At 33.9% G+C, this 19095-nt stretch carries 15 protein-coding genes; 8 read left to right on the forward strand and 7 right to left on the reverse strand.

Going from position 1 to position 19095, the window contains the following annotated elements:
* The first annotated feature begins 188 nt into the window (after positions 1 to 188).
* The 5 genes from JI750_RS12420 (at position 189) to JI750_RS12440 (ending at position 7311) form a co-directional block, all read left to right on the forward strand.
* Positions 189 to 824 carry a hypothetical protein gene (locus tag JI750_RS12420; RefSeq protein ID WP_202002207.1) on the forward strand — a complete coding sequence of 212 codons (636 nt, stop codon included), beginning with the start codon at positions 189 to 191 and terminating at the stop codon, positions 822 to 824.
* A gap of 183 nt (positions 825 to 1007) precedes the next feature.
* Positions 1008 to 1451: a hypothetical protein gene (locus JI750_RS12425; protein ID WP_008463513.1), complete on the forward strand. Its 444-nt coding sequence runs from the start codon at positions 1008 to 1010 to the stop codon at positions 1449 to 1451.
* 631 nt (positions 1452 to 2082) lie between these two features.
* Positions 2083 to 5274: a SusC/RagA family TonB-linked outer membrane protein gene (locus tag JI750_RS12430; RefSeq protein WP_202002215.1), complete on the forward strand. Its 3192-nt coding sequence runs from the start codon at positions 2083 to 2085 to the stop codon at positions 5272 to 5274.
* Positions 5275 to 5286: 12 nt separating this feature from the next.
* Positions 5287 to 6711 (forward strand): SusD/RagB family nutrient-binding outer membrane lipoprotein, encoded by a 1425-nt coding sequence (locus JI750_RS12435; protein WP_202002217.1) that lies wholly within the window; start codon positions 5287 to 5289, stop codon positions 6709 to 6711.
* Positions 6712 to 6858: 147 nt separating this feature from the next.
* Complete coding sequence (locus JI750_RS12440; protein ID WP_236673034.1) at positions 6859 to 7311, forward strand: YybH family protein; 453 nt, start codon at positions 6859 to 6861, stop codon at positions 7309 to 7311.
* Here JI750_RS12440 and JI750_RS12445 read toward each other — a convergent pair.
* Positions 7308 to 8126, reverse strand: a complete 819-nt coding sequence (locus JI750_RS12445) for a helix-turn-helix transcriptional regulator (protein WP_202002219.1) — start codon at positions 8124 to 8126, stop codon at positions 7308 to 7310. The two genes, JI750_RS12440 and JI750_RS12445, sit on opposite strands and share 4 nt — an antisense overlap.
* A gap of 169 nt (positions 8127 to 8295) precedes the next feature.
* Here JI750_RS12445 and JI750_RS12450 point away from each other — a divergent pair, with 169 nt between their 5' ends.
* Positions 8296 to 9225 (forward strand): NAD-dependent epimerase/dehydratase family protein, encoded by a 930-nt coding sequence (locus JI750_RS12450; RefSeq protein ID WP_202002221.1) that lies wholly within the window; start codon positions 8296 to 8298, stop codon positions 9223 to 9225.
* Between the two features lie 87 nt (positions 9226 to 9312).
* Here JI750_RS12450 and JI750_RS12455 read toward each other — a convergent pair whose 3' ends face one another.
* The 4 genes from JI750_RS12455 to JI750_RS12470 all read right to left on the reverse strand — a co-directional run bounded on the left by JI750_RS12455 (position 9313) and on the right by JI750_RS12470 (position 14103).
* Complete coding sequence (locus JI750_RS12455; RefSeq protein WP_202002223.1) at positions 9313 to 10083, reverse strand: alpha/beta hydrolase; 771 nt, start codon at positions 10081 to 10083, stop codon at positions 9313 to 9315.
* A 7-nt stretch (positions 10084 to 10090) separates the two neighbouring features.
* Positions 10091 to 10630, reverse strand: a complete 540-nt coding sequence (locus JI750_RS12460) for a hydrolase (protein ID WP_202002225.1) — start codon at positions 10628 to 10630, stop codon at positions 10091 to 10093.
* Between the two features lie 116 nt (positions 10631 to 10746).
* Positions 10747 to 11490: a hypothetical protein gene (locus tag JI750_RS12465; RefSeq protein ID WP_202002227.1), complete on the reverse strand. Its 744-nt coding sequence runs from the start codon at positions 11488 to 11490 to the stop codon at positions 10747 to 10749.
* Positions 11491 to 11667: 177 nt separating this feature from the next.
* Positions 11668 to 14103, reverse strand: coding sequence for a histidine kinase dimerization/phosphoacceptor domain -containing protein (locus JI750_RS12470; protein WP_202002230.1), 2436 nt, complete (start codon positions 14101 to 14103; stop codon positions 11668 to 11670).
* Positions 14104 to 14308: 205 nt separating this feature from the next.
* On the opposite strand from JI750_RS12470, the gene JI750_RS12475 reads away from it, so the two are divergent.
* Positions 14309 to 16282 (forward strand): sigma 54-interacting response regulator, encoded by a 1974-nt coding sequence (locus JI750_RS12475; protein WP_202002234.1) that lies wholly within the window; start codon positions 14309 to 14311, stop codon positions 16280 to 16282.
* Here JI750_RS12475 and JI750_RS12480 read toward each other — a convergent pair.
* The gene (locus JI750_RS12480; RefSeq protein ID WP_236673035.1) at positions 16279 to 17067 is read right to left on the reverse strand and encodes an alpha/beta fold hydrolase; all 789 of its coding nucleotides are present in this window, start codon (positions 17065 to 17067) and stop codon (positions 16279 to 16281) included. The genes JI750_RS12475 and JI750_RS12480 overlap by 4 nt on opposite strands.
* A 281-nt stretch (positions 17068 to 17348) precedes the next feature.
* On the opposite strand from JI750_RS12480, the gene JI750_RS12485 reads away from it, so the two are divergent.
* Complete coding sequence (locus JI750_RS12485; protein WP_202002237.1) at positions 17349 to 18185, forward strand: alpha/beta fold hydrolase; 837 nt, start codon at positions 17349 to 17351, stop codon at positions 18183 to 18185.
* 164 nt (positions 18186 to 18349) lie between these two features.
* Here the strand turns inward: JI750_RS12485 and JI750_RS12490 are convergent, their stop codons facing one another.
* Entirely contained in the window at positions 18350 to 19030 is a 681-nt protein-coding gene (locus JI750_RS12490; RefSeq protein WP_202002240.1) for a metal-dependent hydrolase, read from the reverse strand.
* Positions 19031 to 19095: the final 65 nt, after the last annotated feature.

A 19095-nucleotide genomic window follows, 5' to 3' on the forward strand; every position in this document is an offset into this window, starting at 1 on the left:
CCTGAAGTTTATTTGGGGCGTTTTTTTGTGCTTCTTTCTTCGTGGAAAAATCCATTTTACATGTTTATAATGACTTTTTTCACGAGATAAAAGTGAAGAAGTGAAAAATATGACATGATTTTTATAGATTTGTAAAAATCTAATACAATCTCTCAATAATAATTGGGAAGCTATATATAATACAAGGCATGAAATCGGTTACTTCAGTTTTTTTACTTTTAATGTTTGTCTGTTCAAATGCATTCGCTCAATTGAGTTCTGATAAAATATTCGAAAGTTTTAAACAAGGAGAACGCACCAATTGTTCTTCTATAGCTTTTATCAAAGCTTCATTAAATGTTTACGGATTAGATAATCTTTTTGTGAGCGAAAAGCTAAATGACGATTTATATAAAATTACCTTAAAAAACAATGCCTCATTCAATCTAAACAGCAGTGAAATAAATAAAGCCAAAGAATCTGCGGGTTTTGTTTATATAAAGGACAATTGTGATAGCGAAAAAATTACCGATTATGCAGAGCTAACTTATGCTGTAATGGCAAAATACAAACAGATAATAGATAAAGAATCTACTTTTGACAAAGCTCTCGAAGATTTAGAAGACGGTACAGTTTATACTCCAACTATCTATAAATATCTAGGATTTGCATTAGGCAAGCAGATCCAAAAATTAAAAAAAGAATCAGGAACAGATTACTGCGGTGTTGTTGCTTGGTCAAAAGTACATGCTGTTTTTGTCTGCGGAGAATTTATGGACTATTATGGAAACAAAAAGAGCTTATGGATTAAATATCCGAGCCGTTTCAGGATAATTAAGTCGTAAACAATAAATTAACTTTAGGGAAAAATGTGCTGAAATAGCCCTAAATCCCTGCTTTTGCTGTAATCTTTTACTTATCGCAACGTAACAATTATAATTTTATTGTGAAAAAGAAATTATAAAAGTTGCTTTTTAACATAATTTATATATTTTTGTTTTTATTCAAGAACCAAATCTATTAAGAAAATGAAGAGCAAGATTATTTTATTATGTGTCCTTTTCTTCTTGACGACTGCTGCCGTTTCTGCACAGGCAAAAAATGCACCAAGAAGTATCATTAGTACAACTGCGTTAATCCGTAAATACCATGACCAAAAAGAATTAAGTGGTATGCAAAAAGGAGAACTTTTAGAATTGTACATTGAACGTATTAAAGTTCTAGTAAAAACACTTCCTTATATTGCTTTGGTTACTAAACCTGGTGTAACAATGGCAGATTTAGGTATTCCAGATACTAGTGAGAATAAAAAAATCTTAGATGGACAGGCAGAAGGTACAACTGTTTTCTTAGATACGACAGTAGATTTCCAAAGAAAAATGATGCCGTATTCTGATAAAGGAAATCTTATCGCTGCAATCTTATTTTATGAAACTACATTGAAATCGTTACACGAGTTTAACGAATTATAATATTTCAATACCAAAATAGAAGCTCCAAGGTCTTATGATCTTGGAGCTTTTTTTTGCTTTAAACTTTACAGGAATCACTTAAAAGTAATTTTTAAGTTCCAGATTAGTAGAATTCTTATAAAACTACTAAAAGTTATGTTTTTATAACTTGTTTACTTTTAGATATTTAAGGTTGTTTGTTTAAACGGATTAACATTTTTTTTGCAAAAAGTTTAATTAAAATTTGGGAACTAGAAATTTTAACATACTTTTGTTCTATCAAATTAGTAGAGTTTAAAATTTAGTTAGAAATACAGAGATTAAAACCTTATCATTTCATTTTCAGAAATATAAAAGCATAAGCCATTTGTACCTTATGCGTCACTACGGTTAAAATTCCTCTTTTTAAATTCATTATAGATTTTTAATAACACTATCCTGAAAAAGGGTAAAAATTGTATAGGCCAAATAAAATAATAATCTAAAAAAAAAGTAAAAATGAAAAAACGAATGTGTTGCAGATAAAAAGAAAAACCATTTCTGTTGCAGCAGAAATGGTCAGAGTTTAAAGAAATTGTCATCTCTAAAAGGAAAGCGTGAGTAGCATAAAAAATGCTCTGGGCTCGCCTTATTATTAAACTAAAACAAAGTAATGAAAATAAAATTAAAAAGATATGCTTGGCTATGTATTTTATTGATTTCCATAGGAGTTAAAGCTCAAGAGACTAAGCCGCTAATCCAGTCTAAACTGGAAGGAACAGTAGTAGATGCTGTCACAAAAGAGCCTATTATTGGGGCTTCGGTAACCATCCAAGGAACTACACATGGAGTTATCACAGATACAGATGGAAAATTCTATTTCCAAACAGGACAAAAATTCCCATATGTACTTTTAATTAGTTATTTAGGATATAAAAAGCAAGAAGTGGTAGTAAACAAAAATGCCATTACGATTGATCTTAGCGAAGAGCAGAATGCGTTATCTGAAGTTGTTGTTACGGCACTTGGAATTTCAAAAGAAAAGAAATCTTTAGGATATACAACTCAGGCAGTAAAGGGGAAAGAATTGGCGACGACAAAAGAAACCAACTTCTTAAATGCGCTTTCAGGTAAAGTAGCGGGTGTACGTATTACAAATTCACAGGGAGATATGGGATCTTCACGTATTATTATTCGTGGAGAAACTTCTATTGCAGGAAACAACCAGCCACTTTTTGTAGTAGATGGAGTTCCTGTAGATAACTCACAATTGAATTTTGGTGGAGCTACGCGTGATTTCAGAAATGCAATTGCCGATTTAAATCCACAGGACATTGAGACGTTGACCGTTTTAAAAGGTCCAAATGCCGCTGCGCTTTACGGATCGCGTGCTGCGCATGGTGTAGTGCTTATTACTACAAAATCTGGAAAGGGACAAAAATCAGGATATGGGGTTACTTTTAATACAGGTATAACCGTTTCTCAAGTGGCTACTTTACCTTCTTTCCAAAATACTTTTGGTCAAGGTTCTAATGGAAGATTTAGCTACGTAGACGGAAAAGGAGGAGGAGTTAATGACGGAGTTGACGAAAGCTGGGGACCAAGAATGGACGGGCGTCTTATTCCGCAATTTTATTCTAAAGGAGAAGCTGTGCCTTTTGTGGCGCATCCAAACAATGTAAAAGATTTCTTTAATACAGGACTTACTTACGACAATAGTGTTTCTATTGCAAAATCTAACGAAAAATCTGATTTCCGTTTAGGGGTAAACAATCAAAAACAGCTTGGAACTGTACCTAACAGTGAAATAAACAAAACAAATTTTACGGTTAACACTAATTATCAGATTTCTGAAAATGTAAAAGTTGGGGTTAATGCTAATTATATTGTAACCAATGCTCCACAATTGCCAGGAGGTCCTTCAGGCGGACGTGCGGCAGGTGTAATGCTTCAGTTTCTTTGGTTTGGACGTCAAGTTGATATTGACCAACTGGACAAAGATTGGACAACGAACTGGAACAATAGCTACTATAGCAACCCATATTGGAATGCGTATTACAATACCACAAGCCAACAGCGTAACCGTATAATTGGAGATGTTCATTTAGATGCAAAATTGGCAGAAGGACTTAACTTCAAATTCCGTACAGGAGTTGATTATTATAATGACCGAAGAAAATATACTATTAAGTATGGTACAAACGGAACTCCTTTTGGGTCGTATGCAGAAGATGCTTACACTGTAAATGAGCAAAATACTGAAGGTATATTTCAATATACAAAACAGCTTAATGATGATTTTACTGTAGATGCACTTGCTGGATTCAACATTCGTAACCATAGCGATGCCAACAACTATCAGAAAGCGCCACGTTTAGCGGTTCCAGATTTGTATACTTTGACAAACTCGAGAGATCCGTTAACGTCATCAAATTCATTATCTAGATTGAGAGTTTACAGTGCTTACGCTTCTGCTCAGTTTGGTTTTAGAAATTATGCTTTCTTGAACGTTACGGCACGTAATGATTGGTCTTCTACGTTACCAAGCAGCAACCGTTCTTATTTCTATCCATCTTTTAATGGAAGTGTAGTCTTAACAGATGCATTAAACATCAAGAGTAGTACACTTGATTTCTTAAAAGTTAGAGGAGGATGGTCTGAAGTAGGTAACGATGCAGATCCGTACCAATTGGCTACAGTTTACAATTTTCAAACTGCTTTTGACGGAAATCCAATTCAAACTTCTTCATTGAGAAAATTGAATGAAAATTTGAAACCAGAAACAACTCGTTCTACCGAAGTAGGTCTTGAAGCTTCTTTCTGGAAAAACAGACTTCATTTTGATGCAGCATATTATAATACAAATAGTTTCGATCAGATTTTAGAAATCAAAACTACAGCATCAAGCGGTTATACTTCGCAGTTAATCAATGCGGGTAAAATTAACAACCAAGGTATAGAAGTGCAATTGGACGGAAATCCAGTTCAAACTGAAAACTTCAAATGGAATGTGGCTTTAAATTATTCAAAAAATAAGAGTAAAGTAGAAATTTTAGATTACGCTGGGGATATTAAAAACTATACTATTGGTTCTTCTGGAGGTGTAGATGTATTGGCATCAGTAGGACAAGCTTACGGAGCACTTTACGGAACTGCGTATGAGCGTGATGCAAGCGGTAACATTGTAGTAGGAGCAAACGGACTTCCAAAAGCTGATCCGACAAAAAGAGTTTTAGGACATTATACGCCAGATTATTTGGCAGGTCTTACAAATACTTTGACTTATAAAAATCTTGAGCTTTCGTTCCTTGTTGATGCTAGCGTTGGCGGAGAACTTTTCTCTGGAACGAACAGAACAGGAAACTACACAGGAGTTCTAGCACAGACTCTTCCAGGTCGTGGTGCTGAAAACGGTGGTTTAAGCTATTATTACCCAGGAAACAATACAGCTAACCCGAAAACTTTGGTTACTGGCGGTGCTGCTTCAAGCGGTGTAACGGTTTATGATGACGGAATGATTTTCGGAGGTGTATTTGCAGACGGAACGCCAAATAATAAAGTAATTAGCGCACAAGAATATTATAAAGCATCATACAATATTAGTGAGGCATATATCTACAGCTCAACTTTTGTAAAAATGAGAGAGATCAAGCTTACTTATAATTTTAATAAAAAGTTGGTTAAAAAACTAGGATTAGAAGGAGCAAGCGTTACTGCTGCTGGCCGTAACTTATTCTTTATCTACAAAGATGCGCCAAATATTGACCCTGAAACGGCTTTCAATACAGGAAATGCACAAGGATTGGAAAGTTTAGCGTTGCCAACAACAAGAAACTTCAGTCTTAATCTTAATGTTAAATTTTAAAAACTCGGAATCATGCTAAAAAAACTATCATATACAATACTGTTTGCATTGGCACTGAGCTCTTGCAGTGATACTTTAGACGATATAAATAAAAACCCAAATGCAACTGAAACACCACTCGCGCCGTACCTTTTGACAGGTACTTTGAAACAAGGAGCAGATTTGTATTGGGGAGATGCAAATAACTTTAACTCAACTTTACTTTTTGTACAGCATTGGGCTAAAATTCAATATACAGAACCAGATCGTTACGATGTTTCGAATGCTTCTTTCACAACATTGTGGGATAAAGGATACGCAACACTAATTACAGATTTGAATACTATTTTGAAATTTCCAGATGCTCAGGCAAACCCTAATTATAAAGGGATCGCATTAACGTTGCGTTCATGGACATTTTTATTGCTGACAGATGCTTACGGAAGCATTCCGTACAAAGAAGCAGGCCAAAACGTAACGCCAGCGTACAATACTCAAAAAGAAGTTTATACAGGTTTGCTTGAAGATTTGAAACAAGCTCAATCCTTATTAAATGCTGCAAACGGCTCTGTTACTGGAGATTTGGTTTATAAAGGTGATATAGCAAAATGGAAAAAATTTGTGAATTCGCTTCGTTTACGTATTGCTTTGAGAATCTCAGATAGAGAACCTACAATAGCAAAACAGGCGGCGATTGATGCAACAAGCGATGCTGCAGGGCTAATCAGCAGCGAAAGTGAAACATTTAAGTTCACTTATACAAGTTCGCCACAGCAAAATCCAGCTTCGGCTTGGTTTGAAACTCGTGATGATTTCCGTATTTCTAAAACTATGGTCGATCAATTATATGCATTATCAGATCCGCGTTTGCCAGTATTTGCACAATTGCCATCAGATGCTAGCGTAGGTAAATATGTTGGTGGAGCAAACGGATTATCAAATAGTGATGCTAATAGCCAAGGTTTTGCTAAAACATCAAAACCAGGAACTTATTTCCTTACATCAGCTTCGCCTGCGGTAATTGCGTCATACTCTGAAACTTTATTTAATTTGGCAGAAGCTGCGGCAAGAGGATATATTTCTGGAGATGCGGAACAGTATTATAAAAATGCCATTACAGCTTCTTTCAATCAATTTGGAATTACAAATTCTACAACTATTTCAACTTACTTGAATCAGGCAAGTGTAAAATATGATGCTTCAAACTATGCTAAATCAATCGGTACGCAAAAATGGATTGCTTTCTTCGGACAAGGCCTAGATGCTTTTACAGAATGGAGAAGATTGGATTATCCTGTCTTAACAGCTGGTCCAGCCACTGTTTTGGACGGAAAAATTCCTTCACGTCTTTTCTATCCTGGTACAGAACAATCTCTTAATGGAGCAAGTTATCAAGCAGCTGTTGCTGATCAAGGAAAAGATGTATTGACAACCAAATTATGGTTTGATGTGAAATAAACAATGTGTTGTTTTTTTGAGTCAAAAAGCCCTGTATCTTAGTTGATACAGGGCTTTTGCATTGTTTTCAATTATGATAAAATTGTTCGTTATTTTACAATTTTTGGCCCAGCAGAATAATTTCCTTTGTAAAAAAATATATAAACCATGAAAACAAAAATTATTTTAAGCATATTTATGATGCTTACTTTTTGGTGTAATGCCCAAACGACAGATCCTGCTTTAAAGGAAGTTAAAAAAATTATTGAAGCCAGTAACAAAACGTTCTCTGATTTTACCAATAAGAACGACGGTTCTATTGTTGCAAGATATACAGATGATGCTTGTTTGTTTCCTCCAAATGGAGAGCCAAAATGCGGAGGAAAACAAATTGATTCCTTTTTTAGAGGCGGACCTCAAGTGCATGTTGTATTCACAATTCAGCATCTTTATGGAGATCCAAAAACAGCTGTTACAGAAGAAAGTTTTTATGAAATGACTGATATGAATGGCAAAAAACTAGATGACGGAAAAGTAATTGTAATATGGAAGAAAACCAAAGATGGCTGGAAAATGCATCGCGATATGTTTAGCAGCAATCATCCTGCAAAGCAAGGCTAGAAACCAATGTTGACAGCCTGCTGTAAATCGGTATCGTTTTTTAGCATCGAATTTCTGGATGCAGATGGCGTGATGCCAGTAAACTTCTTAAATTCTTTAATAAAATGAGCTTGATCATAATAGCCATTATCGTAAGCTATCGTAGTCAAAGATTCTGTTGTATTAAGTACTAAATCCAAACTTTTATTAAATCGGATTACAGAAGTAAAAGCGGCAGGACTGATGCCAATGTTAGACAGATAAAGTTTTTGGATATACCTTTCTGAAAAGCCTGAATTGCGAGAAAGGAAAGGTAAGTCCAATTGCTGATGATTGCGAAAAAGTTCCTGGCTTAGATGTTGAACTATTGAAACTTTCTTTAGGCGAGTTTCATTTTTCTTTAATTTTTGAAGAAAATACGTTTCTAAAACGCTGATTTTAGATGCTAAATCTTCTTTCTCCATAATCTGGTCATACAAATCCCTGTTTTCTCCCAAAGCTACATCATACATATCGGTAGCATAATTGGTAAATTCAGATAAAGGATCAGAAAAAAACAATGCACTTGCATGAGGATAAATTCTTGCTATGAGTACAGAAGTTCCCTTTGCTACAGAAAGACGCGTTGGAAGCGTAAGATGCCCAAGTAGTTCTATGGCAGGAGTATCTTTTTGTTTGCCGTTGATAATGGTAGCTGCAAAACCTCCAGAAATATTTACAATCAAATCGACATATCCGCTTGGGTAAAACACTTCATTATCGAGATCTTTTTCGATAGTAACAACAGTGTAATTCTTGATAAAAGGTGCTAAACTGGCGGATGGTAAAATCTGCATGTCGTTTTTTGTTGTAATTTAGAAGTAAATTAACTGATTCTTAGCGTGTTCTAAATTAGCAATAAAATCCAATATAAATGAGTTAATGTGGGAGAGATATTGTTATAAATTTCTGTAATTTAGATACAAGCATCAGAGATAATGATGCAATTAAAAAAAGCGACGTAATATGCAGACTATATTAGGAGCCAATGGACAGATTGGAGAAGAATTGGCACGAGAACTGAAAAGAAATTATACTTCAGATATACGAATTGTAAGCCGTAAAGCTCAAAAAGTAAACGATACCGATACCATTTTTTCTGCAGATTTAACTATTAAAGAAAAAGCAATAGAAGCTGTTAAAGGCTCTGAAATTGCTTATTTTACATTAGGACTTCCGATGGATTCTGATTTGTGGGAAAAACAATTTTTGCTGATTTTAAGAAATGTTATCGAAGCCTGCAAAATCAATAAAACAAAATTGGTGTTTTTTGACAATACCTATATGTATCCACAAGATAGCAGGGTACTTACCGAGGAAACTGCTTTTGAACCTGTAGGGAGAAAGGGGAAAATTAGAAAAGAAATGGCTGAAATGGTTTTGAGCGAAATGAAATCAGGAGAATTGGAAGCGGTAATCTGCCGTGCACCAGAATTTTACGGCCCTGCTAAGACACAGAGTATCACCAATACTTTAATTTTTAAGGCTATTAAAGAAAATAAAAAACTGAAAGTACCTTTGAGCGATACCAAAAAACGAAGCCTTATTTGGACACCCGATGCAAGCAGAGCGACTGCATTAATTGGAAATACGCCAGACGCTTTTGGTCAGACTTGGCATTTACCCGTTGATGAAAGTCATCTTAATTATAAAGAATTCATTGCTTTAGCTTCTAAAGTATATGGAAAAGAATTAAAATATAAAGTTATCCCGAAATTTGTTTTTACAATAGGAGCGTTTTTCAATAAACAAGCAAAAGAATTGCAAGAATTGCTTCCAAGATACGAACACGCTAATGTTTTTGATGACTCAAAATTTAGAAAGCGTTTCCCAGATTTTGCAGTAACAAGTTATAGAAGCGGAATTGAAGAAATAAAGAAGGAGCAATATTCTTAATAGAAATGATTGTTTGAAATAAAGAAAATGCTAAATCCAAAAGATTTAGCATTTTAATGTGTTTTTTAGATGCAAAATATATAATTTCTACATCGCTTCATACCAGTTTAAAATATAATCGGCAACGCTTTCCCAGCCGGGTTCTCCGCAGATAAAATGGCTTTTTCCATCAAATATTTTTAGATCGACACGACCTGCATTTTCTTTATATCTGCTGGCAATCTTCTCTGTCAAACTAGGAGGAAAGATATGATCGCTTCCGCCACCAATAAACAAAATAGGTTCGTGCGGCTTTTTAAAATTAATATTAGAGAATGAATTTAAAACCAATTCTCTGCTGACCTTATAACTTTCAGGTACTGCAAATTTCTCAAAAGCAATGCTTTTTTGCGATTCTGGAATGGTGTTAAAAAAGGCATAGTCGTACCATTTTCTGCTTCCCATAAAATATTTAGCTGTAGAGAAAAAGCCAAAAGCAGGTATTACCGTTTTTAAAGTTTGAAATGGCGGAAACACGTTTTTTGGAGGCGCTCCATCTATGCTTACTCCAGCCGCAGCTTTGCCTAGTTCTACCAATTTCAATGTAGCCATACCAGCCATAGAATGCCCAATTACCAAAGGTTTTTCGGGTAAAGTATCTATTAATCGGCTGATGTTATTTACAATATCTATAAATCCGGTTTTAGTCAGGTCTGGGTGAACTTTTGCCCTTAAGTCTGTAGGATTTCCGTCGTGACCAGGATTTGCTGGAGCATAAACAGTATATCCTTTTTGTTCATAATACTTTTTCCATTCTGTCCAAGTTTTGTCGTTCACAAAATTTCCATGAATAAGTACAATAGTTTTTGATTTTGACATGATTTTTTTATTTGATTAATGTTAGAATTTCTTTGAAAATTTCTCGTCTTGAATCTTTCACAAGTTCATATAGACACATTTCAATATTGGTTAACGCAACTCCTTTATGCTGTAGTTTTTGCAAAGCAATTAGAATGCTTTCTTCAGATCGGGAAGAAATGCAATCGGCTACAATTTCCGCTTCAAAATTATATGCTAATAACCCCATTACGGTTTGATAAACACAGATATGAGCTTCTATACCGCAGATTAGCCATTGCTTTCTGCCAGAGTCTATAATCGCTTGTTTGAAAGTTTCGTTATCTAAAGCATTGAAAGAAAACTTCTCAATTGGTTTCAGATCTTGTAATAACATTTCTAATTCAGGTATCGTTGCACCAAGTCCTTTAGGGTTTTGTTCTGCCCAAATTATCGGAATTGAAAGTAATTGACAGCCGCGGATAAGTCTTTCCAAATTAGCAATCAGCTTTTCGCTGTTATGCACAATTCGAGCAAGTTTTCCTTGAACATCAATTACAATCAATCCAGTTTTTTCTTGTACAAGCATAACACTCTAATTGTTTTGGAGATTAAATTTATAAAATTAATCTGTTTAAATATTTGATTTTTAAATTATTATAGTTGCTTTATTCAAGTGTTAGATTTAATAGACTTAAAACTGATTTATTTAACAGAATACGGCAATGAAAGATTACCGCTGGCAACAGTGTAAACTTTGTATACCCCAAGCATCGGTTTAGAAGCTTCAGAATCATGAGAACCGCCAGCGCCAGTGCTAACTTCCATATAGCAGCTTACAGCATCAAACTTAAAATTAGTTTTGTTGTTGATTCTAAAATCAGGTACGATTACTTTTATAGAATTTCCTTTTGCTACGATATTAAAACCAGGACTATCCATATACATTGCCATTCCTGGATTTGTTGGAGGCAGAACCACATTTGAATCTCCTTTTGTAAATTCTTTAACTGAGAGTCCGCCGCCAACACGTTTGTCTTCAACTAATAAAACCCAGTGCGCGTGCCAGATTAAACCATCATTTAGATAATTTCCGTCTAGATTTTCATCCCAAAGCGGGGTGTCTTCAAAATCGGGATGAGAAGTAAGGGCAAGGGCTACTATTCCTTCGGCTTGACCGAAACCAATATCAGAAGATTTCAAAGTAGTTGGGAAAACATAGGCTAGAACCGGAGCGCCGTTGAGCTGACCAACTGGTTTAGGCATTGTTTTTCCTGCAGTTCCTTCTACTTTAATGTCCCAAACAGTAAGGCCTAAATCTGCTTTATGAGTTATGGCTGCCGATTTTATTTTAAAATCACCGTTATTGTAGGAGCTGCATTTATCGCAAGCTTTTGTAGCGCTAAAATTTAGAAATAGAATGATTATTAGCAATATTGATTTTTTCATAATAAAATGGTTTTTAAGGGTTAACTCACTAGAAAACCAATTTATATGCCATGCCAATAAAGTCTTTAATAATAAGGTTTTAGCGCTTTTTGTGGAGTTTAAAAGCGCTATATTTCGCTAAACCAATTTAGATTAGTGAGATTTCGCTATAAAAGAAATTGGTTTTTGTACTTCAAATTATCTTCTTTTTTCGTTGATAGGAAATTCTTTAGAAAACTCAATTTTAAGAATCGTTCCGTTATTATTTTCCATAGAAAAAGCCGCATCCAAATCATCGCTAAGTCCTCTAATAAGACTTAATCCAAACGAGTTTATTTTTTTATCGCTTATGTTCGCATCGAAACCGATTCCATTGTCAGCAATTGTCAGTAGGTACTTATCTTCGGTTGTCGCTTGAAGCGTGACATAAATCATTCCTGTTCTGTTGTCTGGAAAAGCGTATTTTATAGAATTGGTAATCGATTCGTTTAAGATAAGTCCAAGCGGAACTGCCTGTGCAACATCTAATTCGAGCGGATCAATTTTAAGTTCAAAACGCACGCGTTGCCCTAGCGAAAAAGATTCTCTTAAATATTCTACCAATTCTTTGATGTAATTAGGCATATTAATCGTAGCAATATTCTCTGAATTGTACAATTTCTGATGAATTAGCGACATAGAATGAATGCGATGCTGACTATTTTTAATAGCCGACAATGCCATATCGTTCTCCAAATAGGCCGATTGCGAATTAAGAAGGCTAATTACAGTTTGAAGATTGTTTTTTACTCGATGATGAATTTCTTTCAAAAGCCATTCTTTCTCGTCAAGTAAATGTCTAAGGTTAATGTTTTTTTGATTGATTTCTTTTTCTTTAAGTTCTAATTCGGCATTAGTTCTCTGTTTTAAGCGGTAACGATTGTATAATAAAGCGAGAAAAAGAACCAATAATACCAAACTCGAGATCGAGACTGTATTTAATAATTTTGACTTTTTTAATGCCGTTTCCTGTAAATCAGTTTCTTTGTCTAGTAATTTGATTTTTTGTTCTTTATTTTCTGTTTCGTACTGAATTTTGAGTTCTTCAATTTGTCTGTTTCGAGAATAATCCAAAACAGAATCGCTGAATTTTTTATATAATTTGTGGTGCGCCAAAGCCGATTTAAAATTACCATTTAGCGAATCTAATTTATATAAAGACATTTCTAGCGCTTCTGAATTGTAGGTCTTGCTATATTTTTTTGAAAGAGCTTCAATTTTATCAATGTAAAACTTTGTTTTTGAAAGATTTTGTCGATTCGCGTAAAATAAAGCAATAGATGAATAAGTATTGCAAATATCTCGATAGGTCTGAGGTGAATCTAAAGCATCTGCAGCTTCTCCTGCTTTTATGAAATACTTTTCGGCAGTACCATAATTTTTAATTCGCCAATAACAATTTGCGTAGGCAAAATTCATAATCATGTTATCGAATTTATTTGGTGGCGGATAATGGCTTGTTATAGAATTCATGTATTCTATTGCTTCTTTGTTTTTTCCTTTCATAGACAAAGATGCTGTTGCAGTAATAAAACTTTTGTACCAACTGCCGCTGCTGTAAACATTTTGTCCATATTGAATGCTTTTTTGAGCCATTTTCATTGCCTCATCTGTATGTCCCATCTGCAAATAGATTAGACCTAACCGCATATAAAAAATATCTGCAAAGGTGTAATCTTTATTAGATTCCATTGTTTGGACACTCTTTTGAGCATAATATAAAGCGCTTTTCATATTAAACTGAACTGCTTCTATGTAAGCAATCGTTGTTTCGCTAAATTGCTGCTGTTTAAAACCGATTTTTCGCATATCGGCAATATTTTGATACAATATTTTCTTGGCATCGTTTATTTTTCCATGCCAAAAATAGATGGTGCATATCATTGCTTTTGTAGCAAGCCTTTTTTCTTCAAAACCCAAAGTTTTATATAAAGCTTCGGCTTCTTTCAGAATTTTTTCTTTTTCGGGATCCAAATCGTATTGATTTGTTGCTTGATTGAATAATGCATCTGCCAGCGCAGCTTTATCATTTTGTTTTCGACACTCGTTTACGATCTGCAAAAAGTATTTTTTGCTTTCAGGATAATTATTGATTTGGAAATAAAACTTGCCCAAAAGCGACAAACTCTCATGCTGCCATTTTTGAATTTTTAATTCATTGCTAGCTTTAACTGCTTCTGTGATATAAAAATTAGCATTTTTGATATCATCTGGTTTTGTAAAAGGTTTGAATAAATAGAAAATTCCCAATTGCAGAGCTAGTTTTACTCTATCCAAATCTTTTGATTTGACAAAAAGTTTTTTAGCAGCTTCAATATTGCCTTTTTCAATTAAATCATTTCCAATTAAATAGGAGCCATCATTAAAACCTTCATCATAAGCTAAAGAAATAGGAAGTTTATAAGCTTTGCATGTTAAAACTACAGAACTATCTGCATCAATAGATCCTTGGTTTGAATTATATAAATAAGAAGAACAAGTTTGAATTAATAAACGTTTCTTTTTTAAATCATAATTTGTTGTCGCAGGGTGGTTTTGTGCCTGAGAATTAATTGTAATAAGAAAGAGCAAACAAAATGAGTAGAGTAGCTTCATAGTTTATTAGAATTAAATTTTAATAGGTTTTGGATTAACAAATATATAGAGAAACAATTTTTAATGTTTTAAAAAATAATATGAAAATTACGGTTAATTGTGATTTTTATTTATCTAAATTTGGAAACCATTAATTTTAATTGTGATAATTAACTATTTTTGTATCAATAAATTAAGTGCAAGATAAGATAAAAAATACTCACTTATGAAAAACTCTCCCGATAACGGATATGAAGCTGCCGCTGCTGGTTTGAAAAAACGAATTTTAATTGTAGAAGATCAATTTATTGAAGCCCACGATTTACAGTTAATTCTCGAAAAAGCAAATTATGAAGTTACAGGAATAGCGCGGTCGGTAGAGCAGGCTTTAGAACAGATTGAGATTGAAAAACCAGATTTGGTCTTTTTGGATATTATGCTGAAAGGAAATCGGAATGGTATAGAATTGGCTTATATTCTTAAAGAGAAATATATCGGATTTATATTTATTTCTGCCAATTCTAGTAAAAGTATATTAGATCAAGCCAAAACCACTCAGCCATATGGATTTATTGTAAAGCCCTTTCGAGATCAAGATGTGCTGACAACGCTTGAAATAGCATTTTATCGTCAGCAATACAGTTTAGAAAGCCAGTTAGTTCAACAACTTCAGCTTCAGGCAGCAATTTTATCAATTATAAATTCAAATTTAGAGAAAGAAGAGTCATTATTGGCTTTTGCGAAAGCGGCTCAGACTTTTATTCCTTTTGATTATTTAGAAACGGGTTTTGTTACTTCAACGCATTACGATAATCTTGGAATTGTACGCAGAAATTTAGATCAGTACCAAATCATCAACTTGCAGAAACTTTCGCAAATCACAGAACTGTCTGAAAAGGAAATAGATGAAACCTACTTAAAATCGAAAGTAGATAAAGAACCTATTATTTATTGTGAAGAAATGCTGATTAACAATCTACAAGAAGCGCCAATTAAAGCTTTAATTGCACATAATTTTGGTATAAAATCGTATTTGGTTTTTCCTATTTCTATAGCCTCAATCCAGAGCTATCATTTTACTTTTTACAGCCGTAATCTGAATGTTTATTCTCAGGAGCATTTACGGATTTTAAGTTTGCTTGAATCACTTTTCTGTCAATTTATTGCTAAAATTTATTCGAAAGAAGATTTAAATCTGCCACCTAAAAAAACTTACGTTAAAAATGCAAAACCTGTAAATACTCAAGAAGGATTTGAAGGCATTATAGGCAATAGCTCGCAAATGAATGCAGTTTTTAATTATATCCGAAAAGTTTCGCCTTCAGACACTTCTGTTTTGGTTTTAGGAGAAAGCGGTACAGGAAAAGAAAAAATTGCACAAAGTATTCATGCTTTATCTCCGAGAAAAGATAAACCTTTGGTCATTATTAATTGTGGAGCTATTCCTGAGAATCTTGCAGAATCGTTGCTTTTTGGGCATGAAAAAGGAGCTTTTACAGGTGCTTTAGACAGGCGTATTGGTAAATTTGAATTGGCAGATGGCGGAACGATTTTTTTAGACGAAATAGGAGAGATGTCTCTCGAGTTACAGGTAAAATTGCTTCGTGTTTTACAGGAAAGAGAAATTGAGCGTGTAGGCGGTACTTCGCCAATGAAAATAAATGTTAGAATTATCGCAGCAACCAATAAAAATCTAGAAGAAGAAGTTGCAGCGGGAAGATTTAGAATGGATTTGTACTATCGTCTGCATGTTTTTCCGATTATGGTTCCGCCGTTAAAAAAGAGAAAAGAAGATATTCCAGATCTAGCGAATCATTTTATTGCGGTTTACAGTGATAGAATGGGCAGAAAAGCACCAATTCTTTCTGATTTTGCTTTGCAGCAGATTATGAATTACAATTGGCCAGGAAATATTAGAGAACTTGAACATGTAATACAACGCGCCATATTGCTAACAGACGGAAATACAATTAAAGAAATCGAGCTTTCGCTGTCTTCCAAAATCCATCCTGAACCTGTACAAGAATCATTTTCGATAAAAACGATATTAGAAAATGAACGGGATTATATTTTGTATATTCTTAAAAAATGCAATGGAAAAATTTCTGGTGCTGGAGGCGCCGCTGAAATTCTAGATATTCATCCCTCAACTTTAAATTCTAAGATTAAAAAACTAGAAATAAAGAAAGGAATTATTTAAGAAATTTTCTTTAGCCAATTGGCGATAAAGTCAGCAATAGTTTGCCAATCTTCTTGATCTATACTCAAATGATTGAAATCTTGAAATTCTTTGTAGCAAGTAATAGAATGCAGGTTTTTGTATTTCTTGAAGTTTAAATTACTTAAAGAAACAGAAACAAAAGCATCGTTTGTGCTTGATATAAACAAAAGGGGATTGTGTTTTTTTTTGAAATCGATTTTGGCTGATTTAGAATAAATGTCACGTATAAGTGATTTAGACTCGGGAATCAATAAGGCTTCATAAGCTTCTTTTTGCTCTTCAAATGATATTTGGTTCGTGAAATAGCGTTGCCATGTCTTAAAAGGCATTAAATAGGTCTTATTTGGGGAACTGAAATAATCGGAAAAATTCCAAATTGCTTTATAGAACGAAAAATTGAAATGCATAAGACTGCTTGGCGGAATAGAATTGATGCAGATTCCGTGTGATCCCAATTCTTTCTGAAGCAACAGTTGAGTTAGAAGTCCGCCATAAGAATGGCCTATTAAAATTGGCTTTTCGGGAAGCTTGTCAATAATTTCAGTGTAATAATCCAATAAGTTATTTAAACGTATTAAAGCAATTTTGGATTCTGAATGTGTTTGTCTTAAATCTATGGCAAGTTCGTTTTTGTAAAGCCAAGGAGGCGCGACAGTTTTATAGCCTTGATTTTCAAAAAAAACAATCCATTCTTTCCAGCACGCATGGCTGATGAACGCTCCAGTAATAAACATAATCGTTTTTTTATTAGATAAATACATCATATCGAAGCTTTTAGATTAATTTTCTGAAATGGGTGCTATTTAATTTACAAAAGACAAAAGGAGTGCCTTTTTTGTAAAGTATTGATTATAAAAGCTTTGTTCTTAAAACTGATTTTGGAATTATTATATATCGTTAAAAAGAAGATTTGATTCTTGAAATATCATAATTTTTTAGACGATCAGAACATGCAACTTGTTTATTATAAGGGTTCTGTGTTTTGGTTTAATCTTTGTCTACTTCCTTAAAAAATAATATTGATTTCAAATTTTAAATTATAATTATGGAAAAAATTTATAACACAGAAACAAGTTTTGCAGAAATAGGTGACCGTACAATTGCTTATCGTTCTTACGGAAAAGGAAAAGCAATAATTTTTGTAAACCGTTTTAGAGGAACGCTCGATACTTGGGATCCGTTATTTATTGCTGAACTGGCAAAAAAGTTCAATGTTATCGTATTTGATTATTCTGGAATTGGTTCTTCTACAGGCAGTCTGGCTCCGGATATTACAGTTGTTGCAAAAGATGTAAAAGATCTCGCTGATTTCTTAAAGCTGGACTCGGTTATTGTTTTAGGATGGTCTTACGGCGGATTGGTAGCACAAACGGCAACTTTGCTATACCCTAATCTTGTAACGCATGCTGTTTTAGTTGGAACAAATCCTCCGGGAAAAAATGAGATTCCGATTGAACAAGCATTTTTCGATGCTGCGCTAAAACCTGTAAATGATTTTGAAGATGAAATCGTTTTGTTTTTTGAACCAAAATCAGAATCTAGCCGATTGGCTGCAAAAGCTTCCCATGATAGAATTCATAAAAAAATTGATGGTGGAAAGATCCCTTCTACAATGGATGTTTTTCAGTTGTATTTTGGAGGAGGAGATACTTTTAGAGAAGATGCTTTAAATTTCAGAGAGCAATTAAAAAAGACCAAAACTCCTATTCTAATTATTTCTGGAGATCATGATATAAGTTTTGCAGTAGATAATTGGTATCCGATTATCAATCAAATGACAAATGCCCAAATGATTGTATATTCTGCAACAGGACATGGACCTCAGCATCAATATCCTGAATTGACAGCACAGTATATCATCAATTTTGTAGAATACGTATAATTTAAGTTCATCAGCAGAACTGAATTATATGCAAAAGGAATAGTGTCAGCAACTATTCCTTTTTTTATGAAATTTTTTTATGTTGTATTTAGTGGCCTTCTATTATAAAATGATATTTCGCTAAAACTTATATTTTAGCGAAATATAGAAAAGAAATAACCAATTTAAATTTCAATTGTAGTGTTTATTTTAGGTAGAAATAATTGCAGTGAAGCATTTTTAAATTCATCTAAAGCTTTTTGATGATTCATGACAATAAAACCGAAGGTGTCATAATGAACGCCTAATATTTTGTTTACTCCGACAAGTTTAGAAGCTTCAATAGCTTCTTCGATTCCCATTGTGAGTCCGTCGCCAATAGGAAAAACGGCAAAGTCAAGTTTTGTAAATTTTGGAATAAGTTGCATGTCTAAAGTAAGAGCAGTATCGCCACTGTAATAAAAATTGCCATCAGAGGTTGTAAGCACAAAACCACAGGCAATACCTCCATAAGAACCATCCATAAAACTGCTTGGATGCTGAGCAACAACGCATTTTACGGTTCCGAAATCAAAATCAAATTTACCGCCTGGATTGATGGGATGCGCATTTTCGATTCCGTTTTTTAATAGCCAATTATAGATTTCAAAATTTCCGAGCACTTTGGCTCCTGTATTTTTTGCAATTCGTTCTACATCGAGAATGTGGTCATAATGCGCATGAGAAATAAAAATATAATCTGCTTTTACGGCATCAACATCAACCTCTTTGGCTAATTCGTTTGGCGTAATAAAAGGATCAAAAAGAATATGTTTTCCGTTGGCATAAACTGAAAAACACGAATGTCCGTAGTAAGTAACTTTCATGATAAATAGTTTTAAATCAGTTAATAATGAAGGTTGTTTTTTCAAGAAATGTGCCAGTGGAGAAG

The sequence above is a fragment of the Flavobacterium tagetis genome (genome assembly GCF_016735615.1).
Lineage (GTDB): Bacteria > Bacteroidota > Bacteroidia > Flavobacteriales > Flavobacteriaceae > Flavobacterium > Flavobacterium tagetis.